The sequence below is a fragment of the Myxococcaceae bacterium JPH2 genome (assembly GCA_016458225.1).
In the GTDB taxonomy this organism is placed as follows: domain Bacteria; phylum Myxococcota; class Myxococcia; order Myxococcales; family Myxococcaceae; genus Citreicoccus.
On sequence record JAEMGR010000003.1, the window covers coordinates 549,827 to 575,154 of the forward strand.

Here is a 25,328-nt window from a genome sequence, read left to right on the forward strand (position 1 = left end):
CACCGTCCTTGTTCCCGATGGGGGACGCTCTACCGCGTCCCCCCGGAGCGGAGTGGCTGGGGCGCAAGGATTCGAACCTTGATAATCAGATTCAAAGTCTGACGTCCTGCCATTAGACGACGCCCCAGCAGGTTCGCACGCGTACCTTCGAGCCGATTGTACGGCATCCCGACGGCCTCGGGAACCCACCCTGACGCGCTCCCCCTCACGCGGAGCGTCCGTCCCGTGAGGAGGAAGCACAGCGGATTTCACTTTTCGTGAAATCCACCCAGCCGGTCAGCCCTTGAGGACCGCCAGCGGGGTGAGCCGCACCCGGGGCACGGCGAGATCTGCAGCGTCCTCCAGCACCTCGGAGATGTCGCGATAGGCCGCCGGGGCCTCCTCCACCAGCGAGTCGAGGCGCCGAGGGTCGAAGACGACGCGACGCAGGGCGTTCTCCAATGCGGCAGGGCGGATGCGCTGGCGGGCCTCGGTGCGGGTGAGGACGCGGCCGGCGCCGTGCGCGCAGGAGCGGTAGGCCCGGGGCTCGCCTCGGCCCGTGACGAGGTAGGAGGCCGTCCCCATCGAGCCGGGGAGGAGGCCCACCGCGCCCTCCTCCAGCCCCACCGCCCCCTTTCGGTGCACCCACAACGCGCGGCCGAAGTGCGTCTCCCGCGCGACGTGGTTGTGGTGCACGTCCACTGTGGAGTCAGGCTCCGGCGCCACCCCGAGCACCTCACCCAGCACCGCGAGCGCCTGGGCCGCGAGGGCCTCCCGATTGGCGCGCGCGAATCGGCAGGCGAGCGCCATGTCCTCGAGGCAGGCGAGCCCCTCGGGGGTGTCCGTCCGGAGCGCCGGGAGTGAGCCCTCGCCCTTCGCGACCGCCGCCTGCTGGTGGTGCGCACCGATGGCGGCGCCCACGCCCCGAGAGCCCGAGTGCACGAGCAGCCACAGGTCGCCCGCGCCGTCGCGGTCCAGCTCGAGGAAGTGGTTGCCCCCGCCGAGCGTGCCCAGGTGTCGCGGCGCGAGCTGCGTCCACGCGCGGCCCAGGCGCTGGGTGGAGAGCGGGGGCGTCCGCAGGTCCGCCGGCAGCTCCTGCTCGCGCCTCCGGTGGACGTCGTCTCCCACGGGGATTCGCGCGCCCAGTCGGGACACGAGGTCCTCCAGGTCCGAGCGCCCGAGCGACGCCGCGGGGAACGCGAAGCGGTACGCGCTCACGCCGCAGCCCAGGTCCCCGCCGAGCGCCCCTGGCACGACGTGGTGCTCGGTGGCGAAGACGGTGCCCACCGCCACCCCGTGTGCCACGTGAACATCGGGCATCGCCGCGATGTGCTCGACGACATAGGGCTGCGCCGCGAGGTGCTGGAGCTGCTTCAGCGCTTTCGGCGGAAGGGCGCGAGCCCACGCGAGGATGGGGACGGCGCTCGACGAGGCATCGAAGACGCGCGGCATCATGACGCGTCTCCTTCCTCGTCGGGCGCATCCTCCTCGTCCGACCAGGGAGCGGTGCCCAGGTAGACGAACCGCAGGTACGGCACGCGCTTGAGGTTGAGGTGGGCGGCTACCTGCGCGCGCAGGTAGCCCTGCGCTCCCTCCAGCGCGTCCTCCACCGAGGACGAAGCATGACGTGTGGCGTGGAGGGTGTAGCCGATGCGGATGAGCCGACCATCCGGGGACAACTCGAAGGACTTCAGCGCGAAGCCCTCGAGGCGTGGGTCGGACAGCTCGGTGCGAAACAGCAGGTCCACCTCGTGGAACAGGGTGGACTGCACGCGCAGGTGACGCGCGGTGAACGGCTGCGACTTCAACAGCGAGGAACCCGAGCGCCGATGCGGCGCGCGGGGACGACGAGGCGTGGAAGGAGACATGAACGGAACGGTTCCCAGACGACAGGGTGCACGCAGACGGCGGCTCCGCGCGGCACACGCTGGCCTGAGGTGGCGACCCCGTTCCCATGCCCGACTCCACCCTGGGAGCCCGGCGAGACGACGGATGACGCCCGGTCAGGCGCGCGACGACGCGCGAGCACACTCCGAGACACCGTTGAAGACACCATCCATGACACACCTCCCGCCGCGCTCATCGGCACGGCTCGCACTGTCGCGGTCGGTCGCCGGACGGCGCGACCGGCCGCGCTGACGAAATTGCCCCTGAATTCCTGACACGGACGCTGTCTCTCGTCCCCGCGCGCCAGGGCCAGCGGCTGTCCACCGGTGACCACTCGCTCTTTCCACCAGCCGACGCGCGGGCCCAGGTGCATTGGCGGACTGCTCGCATCCAGGCAAGCAGTCACTTGGGAGGACCCATGTCCGAGACATTCGACGTCGTGGTCATCGGAGGCGGCCCCACGGGCGAGAACGTCGCGGCCCGAGCCGCCGCGGGCGGACTCTCCGTGGCGCTGGTGGAGCACGAGCTCTACGGCGGCGAGTGCTCCTATTGGGCCTGCGTCCCCAGCAAGGCGCTGCTGCGCCCCACCGAGGCGCTGTGGCTCGCCCAGCACACCCCTGGCGCTCGCGAGGCGCTCAAGGGTCCGCTGGTGGCGAGCGCGGTGCTCGCGCATCGCGATGCCCTGGTGAAGGGCTACGACGACTCCTCACAGGTGAAGTGGGCCGAGAACGCGAACCTCACACCCGTGCGCGGCCATGGACGGCTCGCGGGTCCTCGGCGGGTGAGCGTGGCGAGCAAGGACGGCACGACGCGCGAGCTGGAAGCGCGGCGCGCGGTGGTGCTGGCCACGGGCAGCCAACCGCGCGTGCCGGACATCCCGGGCCTGCGGGCGTCGAAGCCTTGGGACAACCGAGAAGCCACGGCGGCGGCTCGCGCCCCACGGCGACTCCTGGTGCTGGGCGGTGGCGTGGAGGCCGTGGAGCTGGCGCAAGCGTGGCGCGGGTTGGGCTCGGAGGAGGTCACGCTGGTGCAGCGCGGCCCGCGCGTGCTCACGCGCTTCGAGCCCTTCGTGGGAGAGCAGGTCGCCCAGGCCCTGCGGGACTCCGGCGTGCGCGTGGTGCTGGGGACGGAGGCCGCGCGGGTGAGCCGCGCGGGTGACGCGGGCGAATACACGGTGACGCTCACGCACGACGCGGGCGAGGCGCGCGCCGATGCGCTGCTCGTGGCGATGGGCCGCGTGGCCCGTACAGACGACCTGGGTCTGGAGACCGTGGGCCTGAAGCCGGGCGGCTCGGTGGAGGTGGATGATCAACTTCGCGCCCGAGGCGTGGCGGGCGGCTGGCTCTACGCGTGTGGCGACGTGAACGGCCGCAACCTCCTCACGCACATGGGCAAGTACCAGGCGCGGACCGCCGGAGACGTCATCCTCGGCAAGCAGGCAGCGGCCTGGGCGGACGCGCGCGCTGTTCCCCAGGTCGTCTTCACCCATCCCCAGGTCGCGAGCGTAGGACTCACGGAGGCGCAAGCTCGCCGCGCAGGACTGCCCGTGCGCGCGGTGCAGTACGAGCTGGGGAACGTGACGGGCACCGTGCTGCTGGGCGAGGGCTTGAAGGGCACCGCGAAGCTCGTCGTGGACGAGAAGCGCCGCATCATCGTAGGCGCCAGCTTCACCGGCCCCGAGGTGGGCGAGATGCTCCACGCGGCCACCATCGCCGTCGCCGGTCAGGTGTCCCTGGACACGCTGTGGCACGCGGTGCCGTCCTTCCCCACCCTGAGCGAGGTGTGGCTGCGCCTGCTGGAGACCTACGGCCTCTGATTGCGGCCCGGCGCCGCCCATGGAATGACGCCGGCTGCATGAGCGCCGTCACACCCGGGCACGCCCCTCCCTCTCCCCGAGCCTCCCCTACCTCGCGCGACTGGCGAGAGGATCCCAAGTGGGCCCGCTGGGTGGGATGGGGGGTGCTCGCGGTGCTCGCCATCGCGGCGGTGGCGCTGGGGCAGAATCCACGGCGAGGGATCGACTTCCGCGTCTATCTCACCGCCGCGGAGCGCTTCCTCGAGGGCTCGGACCTGTACCGGGTCTCCGACGGCACCATGCCGTTCAAGTACGCCCCCGTCACCGCGCCGCTCTTCATTCCCTTCCAGGTGCTGCCCGCGCGGCTCGCGGTGGCGCTGTGGAATCTCGGATCCGTCCTGGCCCTGCTGGCCGTGGCGCGCCTCACGGCCCGCGCCCAGCCGGCTCCGGGTGAGGCGCCTTCGTGGGCCTGGGCGCCTGTGCTCGCCACGCTCGCGCTCTTCCCTGCCTTCTCCTTCGAACTCTTCTACGGACAGGTGGACGCGGTGCTCCTCCTGTTGCTCGTGCTGGCTGCGGCCCGTGCGGAGCGAGGCGAAGCCTGGGTGCCCGGCGCGGCGTTCGCCGTCGCGTGTCTGCTGAAGCCGCCCGCCGCGCTGCTCGGCCTGTTCTTCCTCTGGCGTCGACAGTGGCGCGTCGTGGGCACCACCGCCGCCGTGGGCAGCCTGCTCGTGCTGCCCACGCTCGCGCGCTACGGCATGACAGGGACGATGTCCCAGCTCCACGCGTGGACCGAGACGCTCGCGCGCACCACGCCGCCCTGGGCCCTGGGACACAATCCCCAAGGGCTGCCCACGTTGCTGCTCTCGCTGGTGCTTCCTGCGGAGTCCGTGCCGCCGCCTCACGCGCTCCCGATCGCGCAGGGCGTGGCGCTCGTGCTCTTCATTGCGGCCATCGCGTGGGCTCGCCCTGGACCCGCGGATCTGCTCGCGATGTGCTGCCTGGGGGTGACGCTGCTGTCGCCCCTGGCCTGGCGCGCCAACTACGTCCTCGCGTGGCCGCTGCTCCGCGGGCTGCTGGAGGGGCGCACGCGAATCGGAGTCGCGCTCGTCGCGCTGGTGGCGCTCACGGGGATGCTTGTCTCGGACACGGCGTTCGGGCCGGACCTCTCGCGACAGGTGCTCCTCTTCCGGCCCTTCGCGCTCGCGTACACGGCGCTGCTACTCGCCACCGTGTGGCAGGTGCATCGCCGTGGCGCTCCCGCCGCCGTGCTCCCCAGTGGAGAGGTGACGCAACTGCCGCGTGGGCTCGCGAGCAGCCGCGTTCCGTAGCGCAGTCCCTCGCGAGTGCTGATCGGCTACGCCTCGGCTTGCGATCGCGAGGCACTCGGCATGCGACCGAGGGGGCTGCACTTCCGCCCGCGATGGACGGGCCCCTGCACGCGGCAAATGGAGCGGTGCTTCATGGCCCAGGCGCGAGGCCCATCCGGGCGCTCGCGCTCCTGGCACTGGGACCTTCGTGGCGCGGCTCTCCGTTGGGCGAGATCAGGCGGACGGGAGCATTCCGTTGGAGGACTCTTCGTGGACCGCGGCGATGACCTCGGCGGAGGCTCCGTCCGAGAACAGCGAGGCGCCATTCAGCGACCGCACCTTGGGCGGACGGCCACGACGACGGGGCGCGTTCTCCTCGGAGCCGATGGACGGCGCGACGGGCTCCGCCGCGAGCGTGCCCTCCGCCTTGCTCGCCTTTCGCATCGGACGCGGCAAGTGGATGCCCTCCAGCTTCTCGCTCAGCGCCGCATCCTCCTCGGCGAAGACGCGCGCATAGGCCAGCGCCCGCTGTCCCTTCTGAAGCAGCGCGTCCTGGCTCTCCTGCAGCCCCTGGCGCGCGGCCTCCAGCGCCGCCTGGGCCCGAGCGACCACCTCGGCACGCTCACGCACCAGCGCCGCGGCATCTCCCAGCACCGCCGTGTCCAGGTCGGGGAAGCGAACCTCGGCCAGGTCCGTGGCGAACAGCTCGAGCAGCGCACGCAGCGCGGGAGAGATGGAGTCGTTGTCGGTCGGATCGAACATGTGGGTGCCTCCTCACAAGGCAGGGGAGCCAGTATCTGCCCAGATGTTCAGTGTCCTTTCAAGGGGGTTCGTTCCGGAGCCTGAAAGTCGGGCCCCGGCGCACGTTCACCAGCGGACCACCAGCGAGAAGTCCGTGAACGGATCCGCGCCGGCCTCCAGCTCGGCCACGAAGCGCTGCCCGGTGGGTCCGCGTGACACCCCGCCCAGCGTCAGCCCCATGCACCAGGACGGCCCCAAGAGGTCGCCGCGGAAAGAGAGCCGCGCGCTCGTGTCCGAGACGCGCTCGTAGTCGCGCTCGCCGAACGTGCACGTGGCCCCCGCGAGCCCCGGCACGTTGGACAGGCCTCGGTGCGGATCATCTCCCGCGATGGCCAACACGAGCTGCCCCACCGCCGAGGAGAACACCCGCTCGGAGGCCGCGCGCGCCACCTGCTCGACCGCGACCGCATAGTCCTGACCGCGCCGCTCCAGCTCGCGCCCCGCCAGGTCGAGCACGCTCAGATACTCCAGCGCGGAACACGACTGGTGAGACTTGAGCTTCGCCAGCCCTCGCGTCATCGCGCGCGCCTCGCGCAGCGTCTCCTCTCCCGCGAGCCGCTCCACTCCCTCCAGCAGCCCCTCGAAGAAGAACCCCATCAGCGTGTGCTCGGGCTGGCACAGCGCCATCCGGGCTTGTACCGCCTGCGCGGAATCCGTCAGTCTCACGGGCTCAGTCTACGCGCACCAGCCCCACATCCCGAACGCCCTCACGGGGCGCCACTTCCACCGCGAGGTAGTGACGACCCACGCCGTCGAAGCGCTCGGGGATGGCACCTCCGCCACCGGAGATGAAGGCCGGAATTCCCGCGTTCGAAAACGAATAGTACGAATGGATGTGGCCATACAGCGTGAGGTCCACGCCCGCTCGCGCGAGCTTGCCCACCAGACCCGCGGCCTCGTTCCGACTGGCGAACCCACCTCCGCGCACGCCCACGGGATCCAACGGAGGGACGTGCATGGCCACCACATGCACCGCATCGCGCGCCTCGTCGAGCCACCCGTCGAGTTGCGCCTCCACGGTGGGGTCCACCGTTCCATTGCCTGAGTCCACCAGACTGAAGTGCACGCCGTGGAAGACGAAGTGCTGGCTGCCTCGGCCTACCAGTTGGTGGTACGCCCGCGCGTCTTGCGTGAACGTCTCGTGGTTGCCCAGTGTGGCGAACAACGGGATGCGCGCGCCGAACTCCAACCGCTGCTGGAACTCTTCCAACTCCTCGCGCTGGCCCCGCTCCGTGAGGTCTCCCGCGAAGAAGATGAAGCGCAGCGAAGGGTCCTCGGACATGCGCGCGTAGACATCGCCCACGCGCGGCAGCGCCTCTTGAACGTCCGCCAACGCCGCGAAGCGGAACGGTGCGTCGGAATCCCAGTCAGGCGGCGCCACCATGAGGCGCGCCACGGTCCCGGGTCGCAATCCCACGCGCCAGACCTTCAGCGTGGGCCGCACCGAGGGGAACGGCTCCACCGGCACCACCCCGCCCCCCTCGTCCGTCGCCGTCAGCTCCGCATCCGGCATCGCATTGTGGACGGTGAGCAACAACCCCGACGGCGCGTCCGCCGACATCGTCACCTTCGTGGAGAAGGCGGGCGCCTGCCCCCACAGCTCCAGGCCACCGGCCGCAACGGCGCGCACCGACGCCAACCCGCCCTCCACCTCCACCGACACGCCGCCGTTCTCCTCTCGCCCCACGTTCGCATCGCGCGTCGCGCGATCCTCCGCGGGACGGACGCAGGCGGTGATCAACAGCGCGGCGAGGACACCATGCTTCAACGCGCCGTTCACGCCTCACCTCCCCATGCGCCACGGAGAAACACTCGCTCCACGTTCGCGGCACGCCCTTCCGCGAGCACGCCTTGATCCACCCCGCCGCTCACGTCTCGCCTCCGAGCGCGTAGAGGAGCGACACTCGACCGACGAGCGCCCCCCCGGCTTGGGCTTCCGCGGCGATGCCCCACGAGTTGGACAGCAACACGCGCCCTCGCACCCCGACCGAGCCGACCACGCCTCCGCCCAACGTGCGCATGCCGCCCACCAAGTCGTCCTTGCGATGGTCGTAGAAGAGCATCGCCTCGCCCCGCAGCGGCCCTCCTCGGCCGAGCCACACGCCGTAGCCGAAGGTGAAGAGCAGTTGCTCATGCAGGTTGTCGTCCGAGGGCGGCCCTGGATAGCTGTAGCCCTGGAAGGACATGCCCAGGCTCGCCTCCGCGAACGACCCTTCCAGTCGCGGGCTCAATCGCGCCATCGCATAGCGCCCGCGCAGCCCCGCCTCGGCGCCGCCCACCGTGAAGCCCTCGGTGGGGAAGCGGTGGTAGAGCGCGAACAGCTCCGCATCCAGCGACGTGCCATCCCCCTGGCCCAGCGTCTGCTCGGGAGCGCCCATCAACCGGTACGCACCGCCCGCGCGCACGCGCGTGTTCCCTTCACCGGGGGCCAGTCGCGCCGTTGCCTCCAAGCGGAACGCGGACACTCGCGCCACTGCGCCCAGCGCGACGAAGTGGTCGTATGGGAACGAGGGGTCGTGCACGTACTGGTAGCCCATCTCCAGCTCCAGCGGCGGCAGTGACGCCGGCACCACACCGGGCTCCACGGCGGGAGCCAGCACCGCGTAGAGGTTCGAGAGCGCCGAGATGGAGAACAGCCCCGCGCCCGCGAGCGTCACCGCGTACAGCGGCCCAATGGTCCGCCGCGATGCCCCCGTCAACACGATGGGCACACCGCCCACCGCGATGAGCCCAAGGCCCGCGCCCTCCAACGCGAACAACCGGCGTCCAGTCTTCGCGTCTCCCGCCAGCCACGGCCCTACGCCATGCAACACCAACCCCGGCACCACCGCGGCCACCGCCGGCAACGACTTGAACCCCGGGCGCTCCGCATGGATCCACCGAGACGGCGGAACGGCGACCTCGGCGGAGGGCTCGGGCGAGGAGGGATCCGAGGAGACCTGCTCCGGAGGCTTCGTGGGCGGAGCCACCAGCGTGCGCGACGCGATGTCCGCCGTGGCCCTCCTCGCGCGCGTCTCACCTGGCACATCGGAGGCGCCCAGCTCCGGCCCCCGAGCCAACAGGTCGAGCGCGGAGAACGCGTCGCTCCCCAGTTCCTGTGCTCGCGCGTCGCGCGCAGACACCAGCAGCGCGAACACCGCCGCCAGGACTGCCCACCGACCCGGGAGGTGGAGCGCCGATGCCATCACCGCTGCCTCGATTCCCGGGAAGGCGCGTCTTCAGTCCGCCCAGCCCGGCATGCGGCCGTACATAACGCCGAGCCCCCTCCAGACCGCATGAAGCGCCGTGAAGAAGTGTGAAGCCCTCCAGCAGCGTGCCTCACGCCTACCTCACGCGGCGTGGATCAGACACCTCCAGGCCCAATGAATCCCAGAGGTTATCGAGCTTCTTCAGATACTTCACGCACCTGAACCAATCATTCCGAGACACGACCGACTCGCTTCGAGAAGCACCCGGGTTCCAGATGACCTCAGGATTTCACGGAGCGTCAGGTGGGCGTCGTGGCGCGGACTTCACCACCGGCAGCGAAAACTTCGCGTGAGATGCGAGCGCTAACGGGACTTTCCGGTGAAGGCGAGTATGCTCCACATCCCTTTTCTTCCCCCGAACCAGCACCCGTGGCGGACCCGAACAGCCCTCAGCCATTTGGCAAGTACGTCCTGCTGTCGAAGATTGCCGCGGGCGGCATGGCCGTCACGTATCGCGCGCGACTGACGGGCGCGGCAGGCGTCACGAAGCCGTGTGTCATCAAGCAGATCCTCCCGCACTTCGTCGACGACACTGACTTCGTCGAGATGTTCATCAGCGAGGCGCGGGTGGCCGCGGGGCTGACGCACGGGAACATCGCGCAGGTCTTCGACTTCGGAGAGGTGGACGGGCAGTACTTCATCGCCATGGAGCTGGTGCACGGCCAGCCCCTGTCGAAGGTGCTGCGGCGCGCTGCTCGCGCGGGGATGGGCTTCTTCCCCATGCCGCTGGCGCTGCACATCGCCAGCAAGCTGTGCGACGGGCTGGACTACGCGCACCGGCACGTGGGCGAGGACGGACGGGCGCTCGGGCTCGTGCACCGCGACGTGTCTCCCGACAACGTCCTCATCTCGTACGAGGGCGAGGTCAAGGTCATCGACTTTGGCATCGCCAAGGCCACCAGCGTGGTGGAGGCGAAGACGTCTCCCGGCACGCTCAAGGGCAAGTACCCGTACTTCTCTCCCGAGCAGGCGCAGGGCCGGCAGGACCTGGATCCGCGCACGGACGTCTACGCCGCGGGCGTCGTCCTCTACGAGATGGTCTGCGGACGCCGCCCGCTGGAGGGCGAGTTCGTCACCGTGTTGCCGCGCATCCTCACGGCGGACTACCTGCCGCCGTCCGCGGTGAATCCCGGCGTCAGCCCGGACCTGGAGACCGTCATCGGACACGCGATGGCGCTCGACCGGGAGTCGCGCTACCAGACCGCGCAGGACCTCAGCGAGTCCCTGAGCGAGCTGCTGTACCGGGACAACACGCGCTTCTCCACCGCGATGCTCAGCCAGCTCATGGCCTTCCTCTTCGCCGAGGAGCTGGCCGCCGAGGGGCGCAAGGTGGAGATCGCCCCGAGCTTCCGCGAGCTGCTCGCGTCGTGGCAGAGCTCCGCGGTGGAGCCGTCGCAAGGACGCGCGAAGCTGCCCTCGTCCGCGGGCGCCGCTCGGCCCTCCAGCGCCAGCATCCCGCGCGCGCCCAGCTCGGCGGGAGTCCGGCCGCCCAGCGCTCCGGGCTCGCGCCCCGGCAGTGACGGCGGCGCCAAGGCCGTCACCAGCAACCCATCCCAGCGCCGCAGCACCACGTCCGGCGTGCGCCGGGTGACGAACCCCAACCTCGCGCGCGGAGAGAACACCGGCACGGGACGGCGCCCGCTCCCGCCCACACCGCCGGAGCTTCCCGCCGAGCCGGACACCGACTCGACGCTGGCGCAGCAGCCCACGGCGATGCCCACGCTGGCCGCTCCGCGCGACACGCCCGTGGAGGTCCCCGCCGTCATAACGGAGACGGCCACCGCGCGCCCCGCCGCGGCCACCGAGATACACGGGACCGAGGTGCATGCGCCGCCCACCGTGCTCCGCCCACCCGTCAGCGCGAAGGCCCACGCGGACAACGCGCGCGAGGTGATTGCCCGCGAGGAGGCCGAGCGCAACACGCAGCGCCAGAAGCAGATGCGCACCCTGAGCCTCGGCATCTTCGGGGCCACCATCACGGTGCTCTTCGTCTGGCTGTTCTGGCGCTTCGTCATCCCTCATGAGGGGGCGACACAGGACCCCGAGACCGTCACCGTCCTGTGGATCACCTCCAAGCCCGAGGGGGCCACCATCCTCCTCAATGGCCAGGAGCGGGGCCGCACGCCGAGCAAGCTCATGGGCGGCGATGTCCATGCACCGCATACGCTCGTGCTCTCGCTCCAGGGATACCAGCCCTGGACCAAGCGCTTCGTGCCCATCAACAGCGAGGTCCATCTCAACGCGGACCTCCAGCGCCTGCCCGCGGAGCCGGCAGCGACGGCCCCCGCGACAACGGGCGCAGGGGATGCCGGCACCGCGCCCCAGCTCGTCGCCCAAGCGGACACCGACGGCGGCCTGGCTTCGAGCGACGGCGGCGCGCCGCTGAGCGACGGTGGCACCGCGGTGGCGGAGGCGACGACCGCCGCGGATGACGGGGGCACGGGCGACTCGCTCGAGGGCAAGAACCGCGAGATGTACGAGGTGGACTACCCCACGCGCCTGCTCGTGCTGCGCCCCATGTTCAACGCGATGCCCGTGCCGGAGTACGCCACGGCCAACATCGACGTGAGCCCCAACGCCGCCTACTCCGTCTGGACGGATGGCAGCGCGGCGCTCGCGGAGGGCGAGGGCACGACGTCCAACGCGCTCGTCTACTTCGCCGAGGGCGATGTCCCCGCCGACAACTCCTTCGGTCTCGTGGGCGCCTCTCCGCGCACCATCAAGGGCGCCAAGCGGCTGCACTTCTTCGTGCTCGACGAGAACGGCCCCGAGGACAACCGCGGCAGCGTGCGCGTGCACCTGCGGCAGTCCGCATATGTGCCGCCGCGCGCGCTCGTGTTCGACGCCGAGAAGAACGCGCTCCAGCTCAAGCCCGAGCACCAGGTCATCCTGCGCGGACTGAACCCGCGCTCCACGTACCTGCTCACCGTGCGCGACGACATCGCGGAGCTTCGCCCCGGCGCCAACGGCCGCGTGCATCAGGTGCTCTGCGTGGAGCGAGGCCCCACGCCCGAGTCCGTGCGGCGCTCCCATCGGCTGTTCGAGACGGGCAAGCGCTACCAGGTGACGGGCGCCGAGGACCTGCGCTGCACCTTCCCCGACTCGCGCGCGAGCGACAACCAGGGCGCCATCGACGTGGACATCGTCGACGTCACCTTGATGAACCGGAAGCAGCGCGCCGAAGCCCTCAAGGGCTCGAGCCGCTCCGAGCGCTGACGCACGACGCAACGCGACAAGCAGATGGACGGGCCCTGGGTGCGCACCTCGCTCCTCGGGCATGCGCGCGCCGCGCGGACGAACTCGCTCGCTGTCCGCCGCGGCGCCGTGGCTACTTTTCTCCTCAGACACCCCCTCCCCGTCCTCGAGCTGGCATCCGCATGGCGACCCGGAGGGGGCGCGCTTGGACGGTTCCTTCCGTAAGGGCCAGCAGGGCCGCGGAACACGGACGGCCCGGCTCAACAAGGACGGGAAAGGCACGTGGGCGCGGCGCCGAGGAGGGCACCGGGCCCACGGGCCTTTTCACGCACAAAGTCTCCCTGCCCTCTCACCGTCCGGGGCCGTTTTCACCCCATCGGATATGACAATCCATTGCTCACGGCTGAATCCCTGTCAGGGGTAGAGTCGGACTCACGAGCGGGCGACTGTCACCCACTGGACACATTTTCGAACTCTGATACTTCAATCAGCGAATTTTCCGCTGTGACTGCTTGCTTGCCCACCGAGCCTCCTTGTCAGCCACCTGATGCGCCTCCGTTTCGTTTGTCGATTCGGGTTCCCGCCGATGTGGCCGTCGCTGCGGCCCTCACCCGACGCTTCGCGCGTGAAGCCGGACTGGCGGCCGCGGGCAGCGCGGAGGTGGCCGTGGTGGTGAGCGAACTGGCCAGCAATCTGATCCGCCACACGCGGGCGGGCGGCACCGTGGACCTCTGGGTGGACGCCGATTGGCTGTGGATCCGCGCCTGGGATGACGGCCCGGGGATGGTGGAGCCCGAGCGACTCTTCGCGGGACGCGACGGCCGGCCAGGTCCACTGCCAGGCGAGAGCCTGGGCGAAGGTGGCGCCGCGGTGCGCCGGCTGACGGACGCGGTGCGCGTCACCAACCGCGTGGGCGGCGGACTCGAAGTCGTGGCCCGCAAGCGATTGACACCTCCGGGTGAGAGGAGACGGTTTTGAACGCAGACGGGCTACACGCGCAGCTGCTGCGCGTGCTTCAGGGCTTCATGTCGGAGACGGCGGCGCGACTGGTGCTTCGCGGCACCTTGGAGCCCCTGAAGCTGTCCGCAAGCTCGCTGCGCGCGGAGGACCTGCCGCGCATCATCGAAGCGCTCGAGCCCGCCTCGCGGCACTTCATGCATCCGGCGCAGCGCCCGCGGCTCGCGGCCGACCTCAAGGGATTGGCGACAGGCGTCCCCGCGGGGCGCAGCAGCATGCCGGGGCACGTCGCGCGGCCCACGCCCAGCTCCCCCGTGGAGGCCACGACGCCCGCGCTCGTGGTTCGTCCCGCCACGCTCACCATCCGCACCGAAGCGGACGCGAGCAGCGCGCGGCTCACGGCGCGCACGCTGTGCGAGGAATTGGGAGGCCGAGGCTTCGAGTGCCAGAAGGTGGCCACCGCGGTGAGCGAGCTGGCGCGCAACCAGCTCTCGTACGCGGGCGGCGGCATCATCCACCTGCATCCCGAGCGCACGCCCAAGCGGATGTTGCGCGTGCGCGCCGAGGACAAGGGCCAGGGCATCCCCAACGTGGAGCTGGTGCTGTCCGGCAACTACCGCAGCAAGACGGGCATGGGCCTGGGGCTGCTCGGCGTGAAGCGCCTGGCGGACCGGTTCGACGTGCGCACCGGCCCCGCCGGAACCCACGTGGAGTTCGAGGTGTGGCTGTGAGGTGGTCCGCCGCCCACCGCTCACGGCCCCGCCAGGGCGAAACGGCGAACGGAGACAGCGCGCTGATCCGCGAGGACGGCGGACACACGCTGCTCGCGGTGGTGGATGCGCTGGGCCACGGGCCGTTGGCGGCGGACGCGGCCCAGGCGGCCTTGCGCTGCCTGGAGCAGGTGTCGCTCACGGCGGGCCTGGCCTCCGTGTTGGAGTCGCTGCACCAGGCGCTGCGCGGGGGCCGAGGCGCCGCGGCCATGCTCGCGCTGTATGACGGACGCACCCTGCGCTGCGGCGGCGTGGGCAACGTGGAGCTGCGCGCGCTGGGCACGAAAATTCCCGTGCTGCCCACACCCGGAATCCTCGGGCAGCATGTGCGCGCGGTGCGCGAGGCCGAGGTCACTCCGGCGCTCGGCGACCGGCTGGTCCTCTTCAGTGACGGCGTGAGTTCGCGGCTGGAGCTGGATATGACGCGCGGGCTGACGCCCGAGGCGGCGTGCGCGCTGTTGCTGGAGCGCTACGGCCGCGAAACCGATGACGCCACCGTGCTGGTGGCGGACGTGGAGAATCCATGAGCTACCCGGACGAGAACCGGCCCTCGGGGCCCTCGCGCGAGACCTCGCGCATCCCCATCATTCCGCTGTGGGGACAGCTCATCGTCCCCCTCCAGGGCGACATCACGGACGCCCAGGCGGCGCAGCTCTGCTCGGACGTGCTGCGCGACATCCAGCGCAGCGGCGCGCGCGGCATGGTGGTGGACATCTCCGGCCTGTGGCTGGTGGACAGCCACCTGTGCGCGGTGCTCGCGCGGCTGGCGAACGCGGCCCGGCTGATGGGCACGCGCACGGTGCTCTCCGGCATGGGCGCGGACGTGGCCCTCACGCTCCAGAGCATGGGCATCCAGTTGGAGGGCGTGGAGACGGCGCTGGGCCTGGAGGAGGGCCTCGCCATGCTCGGCGTCCAGGTGACGGGCGCGCGCACCGCCGAGGCCGAGCGCGAGGCCGCGCAGCAGCTCGCCGACGAGATGCTTGGACTGACCACCCCCGCCCCGATGAAGAGCAGCGCCTGAGGCTTGCGCGATGACGACCTCGCCCACCCCCCCGCCCGACCTGACTGTCCGCCCCGACCGCGTGAGCCGCATCATCGACGTGCTGTCGATGATCTCCGTGGGCCAGTACGACGCCGCACGCACCACGCTGTCCATCCAGGAGCAGGACGAGTTCGCCGCGCTGGAGGAGACGCTCAACGTCTTCGTGCGTGAGCTGGCCGCCACCCGCCGCGAGAACGAAGAAGCCCTCGCGCGCCTGGAGGCGGGACACCGCGAGCTGCAGGAGAAGCTGACCACCATCGAGCAGCAGCGGATGGCCATCCGCGACCTGTCCACGCCCATCATCGAGCTGTGGGACGACATCGTCACGCTGCCCATCGTGGGCGTGGTGGACACGCAGCGCTCGGTGGAGATGACCGAGCGGCTGCTCCACCGCATCGTCCAGACGAAGGCCCGCTGCGTCATCATCGACATCACCGGCGTGGAGGTGGTGGACACGATGACGGCCAACCACTTCATCAAGATGGTGAACGCGGCGCGGCTGCTCGGCGCCTACTGCGTGGTGACGGGCATCAGCCCGCTCATCGCGCAGACGCTGGTGCAGATTGGCGTGGACCTGCGCGAGGTGCGGACGCTCAGCAGCCTCAAGGAAGGCCTGCGCGAGTGCTTCCGCCACCTGAGCGACCGCACCACCGCGCCCACCGCGTCGCGCCGCTGATTCTCCGAGCCCAGACGCTTCGAGCCGCTGACCTTTCGAGCCACGACAACACGGGAGCAAGACATCTTGGGAGCTGAGTGGACCTACGGCCCGCACACGCTGTCGTTCGAGGAACCCGACATCGTGCGGCTCACCCTGGTGGGTGAGCTGTCCGAGAAACACATGCGGGAGATGATTGTCGGGGTGCGGGCCTTCCACGAGGGCAAGCCCGCCATCTACCTGCTGGCGGACGTGCGCCAGGGCACGGGCTTCTCCGCCGAGACCCGCAAGGCCGTCAGCGACGACCCGAGCCTGACGCCCTACGCGGCCACGGTGTTCTTCGGCGCCAGCTTCGCCATGAAGACCATCGCCAACATGATGATGCGCGCCATGGCCCTGCTGGGCCGCGCGGCCTCGGGCGAGATGATGTTCCTCGACTCCGAGGAAGCTGGCCGGGCGTGGCTCGCGGACCACCGGGCCCGCGCTGAGGCGGCTCGCAAGTCCACCTGAGCCGCAAGGTGCCCGCGCGCCAGCGAGTGACTGGCGCGCGCGGCCCTTGGCTCAGATGTCCAGGTTCTGCACGTCCAGCGCGTTGCGCTCGATGAACTCGCGGCGCGGCTCCACCGCCTCGCCCATCAGCAGCGAGAAGATTTCGTCGCTCTCCACCGCGTCCTCCACCCGCACCTGGAGCAGCGTGCGCGTGGCCGGGTTCATGGTGGTGTCCCAGAGCTGCTCCGGGTTCATCTCGCCCAGACCCTTGTAGCGCTGCAGGCCCAGGCCCTTCTGCGCGTCCTTGCGCACCGCCGCCAGCACCTCCTGGACGGAGTAGGCGGTCACCACGCCGGCCTCCACCTTCACCTGGTAGGGCGCCTTGCCCAGCGACGCGAAGACGCCGCGCAGGTTCACCAGCTCCATGTACTCGGGCGAGGACAGGTACGCGTGGTCGAACACGGACTCGCGCATGGCGCCGTTCACGTCCGTGGTCACCACCAGCTTCTTCTTCTGGTTCTCGGGGTCCACGTCCAGGCGGTGCGACAGGCGGGCCAGCACGTCCGGCATGCGGCGCTGGAAGTAGTCGCGCATGACGGTCATCTCGGCCTCGACCGCGGCCTCGTCGACGAGCAGCTCCGCGCTCAGCTTCGTGGCCTGCGCCAGCGCATCCACCACGCGCGCGTCGCGGCGCTTCGCCTGCTTCTCCAGGCGCTCCTCGTAGGTGATGACCTTCTCCAGGAGGGCCTTGAACTCCGCGCCGCCCAGCTCGCCCGCGGGCGTCGCCACGCGCGCGTGCTCGGACGCGGCCTTGAGCAGGTACTCGTTCAGCCCGCGCTCGTCCTTGACGTACAGGTCCTTCTTGTTGCGCGTCACTTTGTAGAGCGGCGGCTGCGCGATGTAGATGTAGCCCTTGTCGATGAGTTCGCGCATCTGCCGGTAGAAGAACGTCAGGAGCAGCGTGCGGATGTGGCTGCCGTCCACGTCGGCGTCCGTCATCAGGATGATGCGGTGGTAGCGCGCCTTCGCCGGGTCGTAGTCCTCCGCCCCGATGCCCGTGCCCAGCGCGGTGATGAGCGTCACGATTTCAGCGCTGGTGAGCATCTTCTCGAAGCGGGCCTTCTCCACGTTCAGGATCTTTCCGCGCAGCGGGAGGATGGCCTGGTTGCGCCGGTCACGTCCCTGCTTCGCGGAGCCGCCTGCGGAGTCGCCCTCCACGATGTACAGCTCGCTCTCCTCCGGGTCGCGGCTCTGGCAGTCCGCCAGCTTGCCGGGGAGTCCGCCGCCATCCAGCACGCCCTTGCGGCGCACCGTCTCGCGCGCCTTGCGGGCCGCGATGCGCGCGCGACACGCGTCGCCAATCTTCGCCACGACCTTCTTGGCGAGGACCGGGTTCTCCTCGAGGAAGGTGGCGAGCTGATCATTCACCATCTGCTCGACCAGGCCCTTCACCTCGCTGTTGCCCAGCTTCGTCTTCGTCTGGCCCTCGAACTGGGGGTTGGCCAGCTTCACGGAGATGACGGCGGACAGGCCTTCACGCGCGTCCTCGCCCGTGGGCGTCTCCTTGAGGTCCTTCCACTGGCCGCTCTTCTCCGCGTAGCTGTTGAGCGTGCGCGTCAGCGCGGACTTGAAGCCAGACAGGTGGCTGCCACCCTCGTGGGTGTTGATGTTGTTGGCGAAGGTGAAGATGCGCTCGTCGTAGCCATCGTTCCACTGCATGGCGATCTCCAGCGACACGCCTTCGCGCTCGGACTGGATGTAGACGGGCTTGTCGTGCAGCGGCGCCTTCGCCTTGTTCAGGTACTCGACGAAGGTGGAGATGCCGCCCTCGAACTTGAAGTCGTGCTCCTTGTTCGTGCGCTCATCCCGGATGGTGATGTGCAGGCCGGCGTTGAGGAACGCCAGCTCGCGCAGACGCTGACTGAGCGTCTCGAAGTTGAAGTCCACCGTCTCCATCACCGTGGAGTCCGGCTTGAAGTGGATGACCGTGCCGAGCTTGTCGGTGGTGCCGACCATGGCGGGCGGAGCCGTGGCCACGCCGCGCGCGTAGCCCTGCTCGTACACCTTGCCGTTGCGCTGGACGCGGACCTTGAACCACTCGGACAGGAAGTTCACGCACGTGACGCCCACGCCGTGCAGACCGCCGGAGACCTTGTACGCGCCGTTGCCGAACTTGCTGCCGGCGTGCAGCTCCGTGAGCACGACCTCCAGCGTGTCCTTGCCCTTGAACTTGGGGTCGGGGTGCGGACCCACCGGGATGCCACGGCCGTTGTCCTGGACGCTCAGCGAACCATCCACGTGGATGACGACGTCGATGTCCGTGCAGTAGCCCGCGAGCGCCTCGTCCACGGAGTTGTCCACGACCTCGTAGACGAGCTTGTGCAGCCCGTAGGTCATGGTGTCGCCGATGTACATGCCCGGGCGCTTGCGTACCGCCTCCAGCCCCTCGAGCTTGGTGATGCTGTCGGTCCCATACTCGACGGGCGGCGGCGTCACAGACGCGCCGGTAGCGGGGGTCTTTTCCATGTGAAGCGAGTCCTCGGAAATGCGCCGTTGAGACAGGGCCGTGCCTACCACCTCGAGGCACACCGAACAAGGCTGACGAGCCCGCGCAAGGCGGCGGAAACATTCGTGAAAGTGGCTCGGCCGCCGACCTGCGCGACCGCCCCGGAACCCGGGGGTTTCAAGCGTCGAAACGCGACGGCGGGAGGCGGTCCTCCAGCGCGGCGATCAACTCTTCATAAACAGCTTTGCGGGCGAACAGATGCCGGGTGACGAGCACCCTTCCCTCCTCTTTCAGGAACAGCCCCAGCACGCCTCCTCGGCGACCGAGCCGGCGCACGGATTCAATCTGGCTCCAGGACAACTCCAGCGGGCTGCCGCTGAAGGGGCGGGCCACGCGCACGCCGGAGGCATCCAGGGTGACGCCCCAGTCCGTCCGGGGGCGCAGCCGGTGGAGGGCGAAGAGGAAGGCGAGCATCAGCCCCGCGCTGACGCCCGCGCGGGCCACGGACTGCAGGCCGCCGCCCGCTCGCGCATCGGCGAGGGCCCAGGCGGACAGCACGGCCAGCACGCACGCGCCCAGGAAGAGGGCGGCGCGGGTGGGCCGAGGGTCGAAGGAGAAGAAACGCGGGCTCGTGCTCATGGCGGGCGGCCACGCACCCTAGCCGTCCATGCGCTCCCCTGCCTGTCCTTTCCGCGCTTCGTGTTCTCCGTCCGGCGACGCAAAGCCTAGGCTCGGCCACCGCATGACGGATGCCGAACTGACCGCGCGACTGCACACCAACCTCCTCGCCTTCAAGCGCCTGCAAGGTGAGCGCGGCCTCCTGCGCCACCTCGCCCTTCCGGGCCTGGAGGCCTTCGCCCTGCCCTCGCACCCCCACGAGGTCCACTTCCAGCAGGTGCTCTTCACCCACGCCGGCGCGCTGGAGGTCCACCTGCCCGCGCTCACCGCGTTCTACCGGGACCTCGGAATCCCCCGCTGGCGCGTCACCGTGCTTCCGGGAGAGCCCGAGGCCGCCCGCCTGCTCGATGCCCAGGGGTACCGTCCGTCGGAGGCCCTGTGCGCCATGGGGCGCGTCCTGGACGACGTGCCCGCGGGGTCCTCGGACGCCCCGGTGGAGGACGTGGACGCGCTCGGGGCCGTGGTGGGGCTCAACGCAGAGGCCTACGGCGAGCACTGGCGCGACATGCTGGCCTCGTGGGAGCGCGCCCCCAGGCCTCCCGTGTACACCGTGGTGGCGCGCGAGGCGGGGCGGGAGCTGGCGTGCGGCGTGGCGCTGGATACCGAGGACACCGCGGGCATCTACCTGGTCGCCACCGCGCCCTCCGCGCGCAAGCGGGGGCTGGCCTCGGCGGTGATGCAGGGGCTGCTCGCGGGTGCGCGGGCCCGGGGTCGCGTGGCGTCCGCCCTGCACTCGACGCCCTCGGGACACCGCGTGTATCAGCGCCTGGGCTACCGCGACCTCGGCCCCTGGTGGCACTGGGTCCCCGGCGGCTGAGCGCGGGCGTTCAGCGCAGGGCTTCGAGTTCCTCCAGGCGCGCGATGACCTCCGCGGGCTGGCGCGCGTCCATCAGCCAGTCCGCCATGCCTCGCCCCGCCAGCCGCGCCACGTGCGCCAGCCGCACCAGGCGCGCGCGGCCGTGCAGTCCATCCAGCAGCGCCACCACCAACCGCAGCGGCTGCCCATCCGGCGTGTCGCGCGGCAGGGGCTGGGCCAAGGTCACCAGCACCGCCGCCGGGGCCGCGCCGGCCGAGTAGCCGTGGGGCGTGGCCACGCCATTGCCCACCGTGCTCGCGGACTCCTCCTCGCGCTGCCGCAGGTGCGCGGCCAGCCGCGCCGAGTCCACGCCCGGGCACGCCGCCGCGAGCCGCCCCGCGACGACGTCCAGCGCGTCATCCCAGCTCTCGCAACCCAGTTGCAGGACGACGCGCTCGGGGGACAGGAGCGAGGAGAGGGCCGGCACGGGCTCATCGCCGCGCGCCTCGCGGACCGGGAACTCGGCGTCCAGGAAGTTCCGCACGCGGGCGAGCTGCGCGGCGGTGAGCCGGCGCCGCGCGATGTCCAGCAGGAGCGTCCCCGCCGCGGGCACTTCCTCCAGGTAGCCCGTCACGTAGGGGCTCACCTTGTTGGCCACGTCCATCAGCAGGGCCGCGGGCACATCCAGCTCGCGGGCAATGGCGGACAGGCGCTCCTGCGTGGGCGGCGCGTCGAGCCCGTTCTCCACGCGGCTCAGGTACGCGCTGGACACGCCGATGCGGCGCGCCAGGTCGCGCAGGGACAACCCCGCGTCGACGCGCAGCAGGCGCAAGGTGGCTCCCATGTGCATGCCTTGGGGGACCTTTCCCATGGGGGAGGACGGCGGGACTCAGCCTCGCGCGGAGGCCACGTCCGGGGTTCGGGTGCTGGTGCTGGCCACGGGGCTCGCGGCGGGCTCGGCGGCCAGGGCGGGCTCCGGCTCGCGCACCATCAGCAGGGAGCCCGGGGCGTCCCGCACGATGCGCTCGCGCTGCAGGCCGAACAGGCGCCCCTCCAGGCCCCACTCGGCGCCCACGCCCACCACCACGAGGTCATAGCCGGCGCGCGCCTCCTCCAGCGCCGCGTCCTCCGGGGACTCGTGGCGCACCACCTTGAACCGCACGCGCGCGCCCTCCTCCCCGGGGAAGAACTCCTCCACCACCGCGCGCGCCTGTCCCTCGCGCTCCGGCGACGTCACGTGCAGCACGGTGACCTCCGCGCCCGAGTGCCGCATCAGCCGCCGCGCCAGCTCCAGCGCCGCCTTGTCGTGCCGGCCCGCCGCGAAGGGCACCAGCACGCGCTTCACGTCGGACAGGCCGCGGTCCACCAGCACCGCCACCGTGCCCGTGGCGCCCTGCATCACCTCATGCACCGTGCCCCCCAGCACCGTCTGGCTGAAGAGGGGCTTGTGCATTCCCAGCAGCAACAGGTCCGCGTGCTTGGCCTCGGCGGTGCGGCAGATGTCCACCGCGGGCTCGGTGGACACGAAGGACAGCGGACGCACCGACAGGCCCAGCGCCTGGGCGCGCCCCAGCAGCGGGGCCAGCGCGCCATCGCCCGCCGGCTCCTGCCGCGTGCGCAGCGGGCGCTCCGGGGACAGGAGGTGCAGCGCGTAGAGCCCGTCCTGCGGCGAGGCCAGGGCCTTGGCCAGCGCGGCCATGCCCGCGCCCACCTGCTCGTGCGACACGCACATGAGGACCGTGAAGCCCGGGGCCTCCGTGGCCACCGAGGGCGTCAGCGACACGCGGTCGCGTGCCAGCTCCTCGGGCGAATACATCCAGCGCAGCAGCGGCGTGGTGATGAAGGTCGTCACCAGCGCCATCAGCACCATCATGGTGAAGAGCGTGGGGGAGATGACGCCCAGGTCCAGGCCCAGGTTGAGCACGATGAGCTCCATCAGGCCCCGCGTGTTCATCAGGATGCCCACCGCGCCCGCCTCGCGCCAACGCAGGCCCGTGAGCCGCGCCGCCACCGCGCTGCCGCCGAACTTGCCCAGACACGCCAGGACGATGATGGCGCCGCAGGTCATCCAGGCCTCGGAGCTGTCGAGCAACCCCACCTGGGTGCGCAGGCCGCTGAAGGCGAAGAACACGGGCAGCAGCAGGACGACGGCCACGTCCTCCAGCTTCTCCAGCAGCGCCGCCGCGAGCCCGCCCTCCTTGGGGATGACCGCGCCGAAGAGGAACGCGCCGAACAGCGCGTGGATGCCGATGAGCTCCGTCACGAACGCGGAGCCGAGCAAGAGCAGGAGCGTGCCCGCGACGATGTTCTGCGTGAGCCCCTCGCGGCTGGCCACCCGGGCGCCCAGGCGCGCCAGGAACGGGCGCACCAGCAGCAGCATGAAGGCGATGTAGAGCAGCGCGAACACCGTGGTGAGCGCCGCGTGCGTCAGGTCCGACGCCCGCACCAGCGAGACGACGAAGGCCAACAGACACCACGCCGTCACGTCGTCCACGGCCGCGCACGCGATGGCGATGGTGCCGACCTTGGACTGCATGAGCCCGCGCTCGGTGAGGATGCGCGCCAGCACCGGGAACGCGGTGATGCTCATGGCCACGCCCGCGAAGAGCACGAAGGACGAGAACGGCACCGTCGGGCTCGACCAGTCCTTGTACAGCCACAGCGCCGCCGCCCCCGCGCCCAGCCCGAACGGCACGATGATGCTCGAGTGGCTGATGGCCACCGAGGCGTGCCCCCGGCCCTTCAAGAGCTTCGGATCCAGCTCCAGCCCGATGAGGAACATGAAGAGCACCAGCCCCACCTGGCTGAGCATCTTCAGGACCGGCAGCGAGTCCGTGGGGAACAGCCAGTTCATCGCGCTCGGGGAGACCCAGCCGAGCAGCGACGGCCCCAGCACGATGCCCGCCACCACCTCGGCGATGACCAGCGGCTGCCCCAACCACCGCGCGCCCCGCCCGATGAGCCGGGAGAGCCCGATGATGACCATGAGCTGCACGATCAGCAGCGCGAGTGCGTTGGAGTGCATCGATCTTCCCTCGCCGGAATGGGTGTTAAGTGAGCGCTTATCAGCCGTTCGCGCGCAGCGTCAACGCGCGCGAACTCGCTCGCCTGCCTCATCCGCGACTCGGGGACCGCGACTGGCGCGGCGCGCCATGCACGCCCGCCGCTCAGCTCCAGGACAGGTCGTACTCGCTGTCGAGCAGCGCGAGCTGGCGTCCGCGCACGGACACGTCGCGCGCGCCCACGGCCTCCAGGACGCCCTGGAGCACCCCCTCATGGTAGGCGGCGGGCATGAAGTCGCGGCGCATGACGAAGCGCGCGCTGCGATCTCCCGTCCACTCCACGTGGCGCTCGCCGTAGCTCACCGCCGCGCGGTAGCCCTCGATGAGGTGCGGCAAGAGCCGGCGCGGGTTGCCCGCCGCCGCCTGCATCAGCTCGCGGCCGAACATGGACGCCAGGTAGTCCACCGTCGCCTGTGTCCCCATTCGCCGGAGCACGCCCTCCCAGCCGTCCAGCTGCGGCCACAGCAGCCGCGCCGCGGTGGAGGTCATCTTCAGGAAGCGCGCCACCGGATACATGTGGAAGGGGTCCAGCTCGCGCGTGCCGCACTCCTCCATGCACCGCTCGGCCACCGCGTCCCCGCCCACGAAGCCCACCACGTCCAGCACACCGAGGAAGAACATGCCCCGTGCGGTGTCCTGCTCACTGGCTGCAAGCCGCCGCAGTTCCATCTCCCAGCCCGACCCACCTCCCACCGCCCGCTCCAACGGCCCGACGTGCATGGTGACCTCCTTGTCGTTGTCGTCGCGACGCGCCGCCCCCCCGCTCCCGGTGGGTCTGCTCGCGTCGCCTCCCCCTCACGCTCGCCGGCACTCCCGCCGACCCGGCGCCCTCACGCCCTTCCGGATAATTACGACTTTGTCGAATAATTCAGTAGAGCCCGGAAGTCATGTATTCCGTTTGAAGAGTGGACGGAGGGGACGTCCGTCTCCGTGGGCACGGGTGGTCAGCGCGGCCACGGAGTCGCGGATGGGGTGGAACTAGGCGGCACCGAGCGCGGCCTGGGCGGCGGCGACGGCACTGCCGGGGGTGGCGTGGCGATGACCCGCCTGGAGCAAGGCGCGCTCGATGGCCCCCACCGTGGTGAGCACGTCCGAGGCGTTCACGCGGTTCATGTGGCCCACGCGGAAGTAGCGCGCCTTGAGTTCCGGGTGGAGTCCGCCGGCCACGACCACGCCCTGGCCGCGCACGCGGGCCACCAGCCCCGCGTCCACGCCCTCGGGATAGTAGACGGCGCTCAAGGTGTGAGCGGCCACGGCCTCCGAGGTGGGCAGCATGCGCAGCCCCAGGGCGCTCCACGCGGCGCGGAAGGCGAGCGCCATGCGACGGTGCCGAGCGAAGCGCGCCTCCATGCCCTCGGCCAGGATGAGGCCCAGGCTGACGTCGAGCGCGCAGACCAGCGAGGTCGGCGGCGTGGCGAAGTAGGCGTTGCGACCCGCCTCGTAGGCTTCCATGACGGGGAGCCACTCCGCCCAGTCCGCGTACACGCTGGCCACGGGCGCCTTGCGCGCGCGCCACGCCTCCAAAGCACGGGGGCTCGCCGTCAAGAGCGCGAGTCCCGGCGGAACACCGAGCGCCTTCTGGCTGGCGGTGAAGTACACGTCCGCGTCCCAGGCGTCCTGGTGGAAGGCCTCGCCCGCGGTGGCGCACACGCCATCCACCACGGACAGCACGCCACGCTGACGGGCCGCGCGCAGCAGCGGCTCCACCGGCGCGAGCACCGCGGTGGACGTGTCCACGTGGGTCACCGACATCAGCTTGAAGCCGCCGCGCGCCAGCGCTGACTCCACGCGCGCGACATCCGGCGCCTCACCCGGCGGAGCGCGCACGTGGGTGACGCGGGCGCCGTGGCGCTCCAGGATGTGCGCCATCCGGTCGCTGAAGTAGCCGGTGTTCACCACCAGCGCGGCGTCGCCGGGCTCGACGAGGTTGGCCGCCGCCAGCTCCATGGCCAGCGTGCCGCTTCCCGCCACCACGAAGGGCTGCGCGCTCGGCGCCAGACACACCTCGCGGAGTCGGCGCAGCGCGCGGCCGAAGGTGGCCACGAAGGTTGGATCCAGGTGTCCGGGCACCGGCGCGCTCAGCGCCTGCAGCACCTCCGGCTCCACTTCCACGGGGCCGGGAATCATCAGCAGATCTCTCACGCCACCACTGTCGCCAACC

At 70.7% G+C, this 25,328-nt stretch carries 22 protein-coding genes and 1 tRNA gene; 10 read left to right on the top strand and 13 right to left on the bottom strand.

Annotated features, from left to right (window positions below; genetic code table 11):
- Window positions 1-53 precede the first annotated feature (53 nt).
- The 3 genes from JGU66_06995 to JGU66_07005 all read right to left on the bottom strand — a co-directional run bounded on the left by JGU66_06995 (window position 54) and on the right by JGU66_07005 (window position 1,847).
- Window positions 54-127, bottom strand: a tRNA-Gln gene (locus JGU66_06995).
- 149 nt (window positions 128-276) lie between these two features.
- Entirely contained in the window at window positions 277-1,434 is a 1,158-nt protein-coding gene (locus tag JGU66_07000; protein MBJ6760505.1) for an RtcB family protein, read from the bottom strand.
- Complete coding sequence (locus JGU66_07005; protein ID MBJ6760506.1) at window positions 1,431-1,847, bottom strand: ribosome-binding factor A; 417 nt, start codon at window positions 1,845-1,847, stop codon at window positions 1,431-1,433. Before JGU66_07005 ends, JGU66_07000 begins: the two co-directional genes overlap by 4 nt.
- Before the next feature lie 437 nt (window positions 1,848-2,284).
- On the opposite strand from JGU66_07005, the gene JGU66_07010 reads away from it, so the two are divergent.
- On the top strand, window positions 2,285-3,682 hold the full coding sequence (locus JGU66_07010) for an NAD(P)/FAD-dependent oxidoreductase (GenBank protein MBJ6760507.1): 1,398 nt from the start codon (window positions 2,285-2,287) through the stop codon (window positions 3,680-3,682).
- A 38-nt stretch (window positions 3,683-3,720) separates the two neighbouring features.
- Window positions 3,721-4,989, top strand: a complete 1,269-nt coding sequence (locus JGU66_07015; GenBank protein MBJ6760508.1) for a DUF2029 domain-containing protein — start codon at window positions 3,721-3,723, stop codon at window positions 4,987-4,989.
- 213 nt (window positions 4,990-5,202) lie between these two features.
- On the opposite strand, the gene JGU66_07020 is transcribed toward JGU66_07015, so the two are convergent.
- From JGU66_07020 to JGU66_07035, 4 genes are all read right to left on the bottom strand, one after another.
- Window positions 5,203-5,730 (bottom strand): hypothetical protein, encoded by a 528-nt coding sequence (locus JGU66_07020; protein MBJ6760509.1) that lies wholly within the window; start codon window positions 5,728-5,730, stop codon window positions 5,203-5,205.
- A 105-nt stretch (window positions 5,731-5,835) separates the two neighbouring features.
- Window positions 5,836-6,435: a DUF2378 family protein gene (locus JGU66_07025; GenBank protein ID MBJ6760510.1), complete on the bottom strand. Its 600-nt coding sequence runs from the start codon at window positions 6,433-6,435 to the stop codon at window positions 5,836-5,838.
- A 4-nt stretch (window positions 6,436-6,439) separates the two neighbouring features.
- A complete protein-coding gene (locus JGU66_07030) occupies window positions 6,440-7,549 on the bottom strand; it encodes a metallophosphoesterase (protein ID MBJ6760511.1) in 1,110 nt (369 codons plus the stop codon).
- An 88-nt stretch (window positions 7,550-7,637) separates the two neighbouring features.
- Window positions 7,638-8,954 carry a hypothetical protein gene (locus JGU66_07035; protein MBJ6760512.1) on the bottom strand — a complete coding sequence of 439 codons (1,317 nt, stop codon included), beginning with the start codon at window positions 8,952-8,954 and terminating at the stop codon, window positions 7,638-7,640.
- A 357-nt stretch (window positions 8,955-9,311) separates the two neighbouring features.
- Between JGU66_07035 and JGU66_07040 the strand changes: the two genes are divergently transcribed.
- The 7 genes from JGU66_07040 to JGU66_07070 all read left to right on the top strand — a co-directional run bounded on the left by JGU66_07040 (window position 9,312) and on the right by JGU66_07070 (window position 16,146).
- Window positions 9,312-12,233 carry a protein kinase gene (locus tag JGU66_07040; GenBank protein MBJ6760513.1) on the top strand — a complete coding sequence of 974 codons (2,922 nt, stop codon included), beginning with the start codon at window positions 9,312-9,314 and terminating at the stop codon, window positions 12,231-12,233.
- Between the two features lie 495 nt (window positions 12,234-12,728).
- Window positions 12,729-13,190: an ATP-binding protein gene (locus JGU66_07045; protein MBJ6760514.1), complete on the top strand. Its 462-nt coding sequence runs from the start codon at window positions 12,729-12,731 to the stop codon at window positions 13,188-13,190.
- Window positions 13,187-13,900 (top strand): serine/threonine protein kinase, encoded by a 714-nt coding sequence (locus JGU66_07050; GenBank protein ID MBJ6760515.1) that lies wholly within the window; start codon window positions 13,187-13,189, stop codon window positions 13,898-13,900. Before JGU66_07045 ends, JGU66_07050 begins: the two co-directional genes overlap by 4 nt.
- Complete coding sequence (locus JGU66_07055) at window positions 13,897-14,466, top strand: SpoIIE family protein phosphatase (GenBank protein MBJ6760516.1); 570 nt, start codon at window positions 13,897-13,899, stop codon at window positions 14,464-14,466. The genes JGU66_07050 and JGU66_07055 overlap by 4 nt, the downstream gene beginning before the upstream one ends.
- Window positions 14,463-14,960, top strand: coding sequence for an STAS domain-containing protein (locus tag JGU66_07060; protein MBJ6760517.1), 498 nt, complete (start codon window positions 14,463-14,465; stop codon window positions 14,958-14,960). Before JGU66_07055 ends, JGU66_07060 begins: the two co-directional genes overlap by 4 nt.
- 10 nt (window positions 14,961-14,970) lie before the next feature.
- Window positions 14,971-15,657, top strand: a complete 687-nt coding sequence (locus JGU66_07065) for an STAS domain-containing protein (protein ID MBJ6760518.1) — start codon at window positions 14,971-14,973, stop codon at window positions 15,655-15,657.
- 162 nt (window positions 15,658-15,819) lie between these two features.
- Window positions 15,820-16,146, top strand: a complete 327-nt coding sequence (locus JGU66_07070) for an STAS/SEC14 domain-containing protein (GenBank protein ID MBJ6760519.1) — start codon at window positions 15,820-15,822, stop codon at window positions 16,144-16,146.
- A gap of 51 nt (window positions 16,147-16,197) precedes the next feature.
- On the opposite strand, the gene gyrB is transcribed toward JGU66_07070, so the two are convergent.
- Window positions 16,198-18,651 (bottom strand): DNA topoisomerase (ATP-hydrolyzing) subunit B, encoded by a 2,454-nt coding sequence (gene gyrB, locus JGU66_07075; protein MBJ6760520.1) that lies wholly within the window; start codon window positions 18,649-18,651, stop codon window positions 16,198-16,200.
- A 157-nt stretch (window positions 18,652-18,808) separates the two neighbouring features.
- Window positions 18,809-19,270 (bottom strand): hypothetical protein, encoded by a 462-nt coding sequence (locus tag JGU66_07080; GenBank protein MBJ6760521.1) that lies wholly within the window; start codon window positions 19,268-19,270, stop codon window positions 18,809-18,811.
- Between the two features lie 103 nt (window positions 19,271-19,373).
- On the opposite strand from JGU66_07080, the gene JGU66_07085 reads away from it, so the two are divergent.
- On the top strand, window positions 19,374-20,126 hold the full coding sequence (locus JGU66_07085) for a GNAT family N-acetyltransferase (GenBank protein ID MBJ6760522.1): 753 nt from the start codon (window positions 19,374-19,376) through the stop codon (window positions 20,124-20,126).
- A 10-nt stretch (window positions 20,127-20,136) separates the two neighbouring features.
- On the opposite strand, the gene JGU66_07090 is transcribed toward JGU66_07085, so the two are convergent.
- From JGU66_07090 to JGU66_07105, 4 genes are all read right to left on the bottom strand, one after another.
- Window positions 20,137-20,955 carry a PTS sugar transporter subunit IIA gene (locus JGU66_07090; protein MBJ6760523.1) on the bottom strand — a complete coding sequence of 273 codons (819 nt, stop codon included), beginning with the start codon at window positions 20,953-20,955 and terminating at the stop codon, window positions 20,137-20,139.
- A 39-nt stretch (window positions 20,956-20,994) separates the two neighbouring features.
- Window positions 20,995-23,130, bottom strand: coding sequence for a cation:proton antiporter (locus tag JGU66_07095; protein ID MBJ6760524.1), 2,136 nt, complete (start codon window positions 23,128-23,130; stop codon window positions 20,995-20,997).
- A gap of 142 nt (window positions 23,131-23,272) precedes the next feature.
- Complete coding sequence (locus JGU66_07100) at window positions 23,273-23,887, bottom strand: TIGR02265 family protein (GenBank protein ID MBJ6760525.1); 615 nt, start codon at window positions 23,885-23,887, stop codon at window positions 23,273-23,275.
- A 258-nt stretch (window positions 23,888-24,145) separates the two neighbouring features.
- A complete protein-coding gene (locus tag JGU66_07105) occupies window positions 24,146-25,294 on the bottom strand; it encodes an alanine--glyoxylate aminotransferase family protein (GenBank protein MBJ6760526.1) in 1,149 nt (382 codons plus the stop codon).
- Window positions 25,295-25,328: the final 34 nt, after the last annotated feature.

What these genes read in the sequence shown, in the direction of transcription:
- JGU66_07065 (MBJ6760518.1), top strand. Translation starts at nt 14,971, where the DNA reads ATGACGACCTCGCCCACCCCCCCGCCCGACCTGACTGTCCGCCCCGAC.
- JGU66_07020 (MBJ6760509.1), bottom strand. Translation starts at nt 5,730, where the DNA reads ATGTTCGATCCGACCGACAACGACTCCATCTCTCCCGCGCTGCGTGCG.
- JGU66_07015 (MBJ6760508.1), top strand. Translation starts at nt 3,721, where the DNA reads ATGAGCGCCGTCACACCCGGGCACGCCCCTCCCTCTCCCCGAGCCTCC.
- gyrB (MBJ6760520.1), bottom strand. Translation starts at nt 18,651, where the DNA reads ATGGAAAAGACCCCCGCTACCGGCGCGTCTGTGACGCCGCCGCCCGTC.
- JGU66_07035 (MBJ6760512.1), bottom strand. Translation starts at nt 8,954, where the DNA reads ATGGCATCGGCGCTCCACCTCCCGGGTCGGTGGGCAGTCCTGGCGGCG.
- JGU66_07105 (MBJ6760526.1), bottom strand. Translation starts at nt 25,294, where the DNA reads ATGATTCCCGGCCCCGTGGAAGTGGAGCCGGAGGTGCTGCAGGCGCTG.
- JGU66_07070 (MBJ6760519.1), top strand. Translation starts at nt 15,820, where the DNA reads ATGCGGGAGATGATTGTCGGGGTGCGGGCCTTCCACGAGGGCAAGCCC.
- JGU66_07085 (MBJ6760522.1), top strand. Translation starts at nt 19,374, where the DNA reads ATGACGGATGCCGAACTGACCGCGCGACTGCACACCAACCTCCTCGCC.
- JGU66_07080 (MBJ6760521.1), bottom strand. Translation starts at nt 19,270, where the DNA reads ATGAGCACGAGCCCGCGTTTCTTCTCCTTCGACCCTCGGCCCACCCGC.
- JGU66_07010 (MBJ6760507.1), top strand. Translation starts at nt 2,285, where the DNA reads ATGTCCGAGACATTCGACGTCGTGGTCATCGGAGGCGGCCCCACGGGC.
- JGU66_07100 (MBJ6760525.1), bottom strand. Translation starts at nt 23,887, where the DNA reads ATGCACGTCGGGCCGTTGGAGCGGGCGGTGGGAGGTGGGTCGGGCTGG.
- JGU66_07005 (MBJ6760506.1), bottom strand. Translation starts at nt 1,847, where the DNA reads ATGTCTCCTTCCACGCCTCGTCGTCCCCGCGCGCCGCATCGGCGCTCG.
- JGU66_07090 (MBJ6760523.1), bottom strand. Translation starts at nt 20,955, where the DNA reads ATGCACATGGGAGCCACCTTGCGCCTGCTGCGCGTCGACGCGGGGTTG.
- JGU66_07060 (MBJ6760517.1), top strand. Translation starts at nt 14,463, where the DNA reads ATGAGCTACCCGGACGAGAACCGGCCCTCGGGGCCCTCGCGCGAGACC.
- JGU66_07040 (MBJ6760513.1), top strand. Translation starts at nt 9,312, where the DNA reads ATGCGAGCGCTAACGGGACTTTCCGGTGAAGGCGAGTATGCTCCACAT.
- JGU66_07095 (MBJ6760524.1), bottom strand. Translation starts at nt 23,130, where the DNA reads ATGCACTCCAACGCACTCGCGCTGCTGATCGTGCAGCTCATGGTCATC.
- JGU66_07000 (MBJ6760505.1), bottom strand. Translation starts at nt 1,434, where the DNA reads ATGATGCCGCGCGTCTTCGATGCCTCGTCGAGCGCCGTCCCCATCCTC.